The following is a 2,096-nucleotide window of genomic DNA, read 5'->3' as shown; positions in this document are numbered from 1 at the left end:
TAGCTAATCACTATGAGGGATAAGATACAAGATAGTACACCAGCGCAATTCTCGCTACTTTCAGTAAGCGACTCTGGCTCAATCATGATGGTCTGACTCAATCGAATCGAGGTAAATCGATCCATCATAATTGGAGCAGAAATTATGCTTGAATACATTCTTGGATGATGCTGAAAAGTCTTTGAGTTTTAATCAATAAATAAGAGTATCCATGTCTACCCTCAACTTTACTTATTTTCAGATAGCAACCAATCGAGAGCACTCATTTTTACAATACCATTATAATTTGCTTCAGCCCCTATCGTGTCTAAGGTAAGTAAATATTTGGGATACGAATCAGAAATTTTCTGTAATGGACGTAACTCTCGGCTGAGTGTCTCCTCATTGAGCGTTTCTAATGCCACTTGATAATAAGTTAAATTCTGTAAAGTATCGACAGCAACAAAATCAATTTCATATTCATCAACCCGCCCTACATAGACCGTATAACCTCGTCTGATAAGCTCAAGATAAATTACATTTTCTAAGATATGACCTTGATCAGCATTAGCATCAGGCAACATAATCCGGCGCAATCCGACATCAACTAAATAGTATTTTTCAGAGGATTGTAATAACTCACGCCCGCGTACTTTAAATTGTGCAGCACTATAAAATAACAAACTGTCCTGTAAGCCCTGAATATAGCGCTTTACTGTTTCAAATGAAATTTTAACCCCACTTGAAACAAAGGTATTTTTAATTTTATTGATGGAAATAGGTGAGCCTGTCACGCTTGCCAAATATCTTGCGACACGCTCGAGAGAGTTAATATCGGCAGTATTCAAACGGGGAATAACATCTTTAAACATTACACTGGCATAGACCGCTTGCAAGTAATCATAAGTTTCTTGCTGGCTAGTCATGGCAAGCGTATAAGGGAAACTACTACGCGTATACATGGCATACAAATCACGATTGGATAATTGTTGGATGATCGGATTATTTTCAATATGCCACTGTTTAAATTCTTGGAATGACAAAGGTAGAACATGTTGCTCGATATAGCGTCCTGTAAGTAAAGTCGCAAGTTCTCCACTTAGAAAGAATGCGTTTGAGCCTGTAATATATAAATCGATATAATCCCGAACATATAAAGAGTCGACCACTTTCTCAAAATTGGTAACATGTTGTATTTCATCTAAAAAAACATAGTTTTTTTTACTTTTATCAACTTTGGACAATACATAATCATGTAGTTTACGGTAATCGGTGAGTTCTTCAAATTCCATAAATTCGAAGTTGATGGCAATGATGTTTTCGGCTTGTACACCCTGTGCTTTTAGGTCTTGTTGAAACATCGCCAATAAGGTGGATTTTCCAGAGCGACGTACACCTGAAAGTACTTTAATGACATCACGGTTTTGCCATGTATTCAGAAATTTTAAGTAACCATCACGTCGAATATTAGCACTTCTCATTATTTACACTTAGAATCTAAATTTTTAATAAATTATATCAAATTTTAGAACTCATATGTAAATACATTTAACTTTTAAAAAAGTTTAAAGGTTAAGTGAAACATTCAAAGCTGCTGTTGAAGCATGCGGATAGTAAATGTAATAAAAATCTAGATTCTATCTTTTTTGATTATTTTCCATGTCATGTTATGTCATTGATGCTGCGACTTAACTGCTATATAAATTAAGTGAAAAGTAAATGAAACTAAGATGTTAACTAGAGTGGAACTCATTTTTGTGTTGCTGATGGTCTCAGCCTTAATACTCATTGCTTATGAAATGCTAAAGAGTTTATTTTAGAGTATCTATATCAAAAAAATGCCCATAGAGGGAATCTATTGGCCAAACTAAGAGCCTATCCAGTATTAATTTCATTCTTTTTTAGCAATTGAAAAAATAATTTGTTAAATTCCCCTCATGAGAAAACCATATCCAGCAACATTAGTCGAGAAGCTTTTAAAGAAATTGAACCGCTACGATTGAGCGGAAGAAAACAAACACGTCCAAGAGTCGTTGATGTCTATGAAGTATTTTGCGCATTGCTCTATATTCTAATAAGTGGATGCCAAAGAAGTATGCTTCCTTGAGACTTCCCAC

General features: G+C 35.0%; 1 protein-coding gene and 1 pseudogene. One reads left to right on the top strand and one right to left on the bottom strand.

Going from position 1 to position 2,096, the window contains the following annotated elements:
• Window positions 1-227 precede the first annotated feature (227 nt).
• Entirely contained in the window at window positions 228-1,460 is a 1,233-nt protein-coding gene (locus tag RJ01_RS15440) for an ATP-binding protein (RefSeq protein ID WP_034171728.1), read from the bottom strand.
• Between the two features lie 456 nt (window positions 1,461-1,916).
• On the opposite strand from RJ01_RS15440, the pseudogene RJ01_RS16060 reads away from it, so the two are divergent.
• Window positions 1,917-2,083: pseudogene (locus RJ01_RS16060) on the top strand (IS5/IS1182 family transposase); the annotation flags it as partial.
• Window positions 2,084-2,096 lie beyond the last annotated feature (13 nt).

It is taken from the genome of Acinetobacter sp. YZS-X1-1, from assembly GCF_000804305.1.
GTDB lineage: Bacteria > Pseudomonadota > Gammaproteobacteria > Pseudomonadales > Moraxellaceae > Acinetobacter > Acinetobacter variabilis.
Note: the sequence above shows the minus strand (reverse complement) of the source record. Positions and strands in the feature narration are given on the sequence as shown.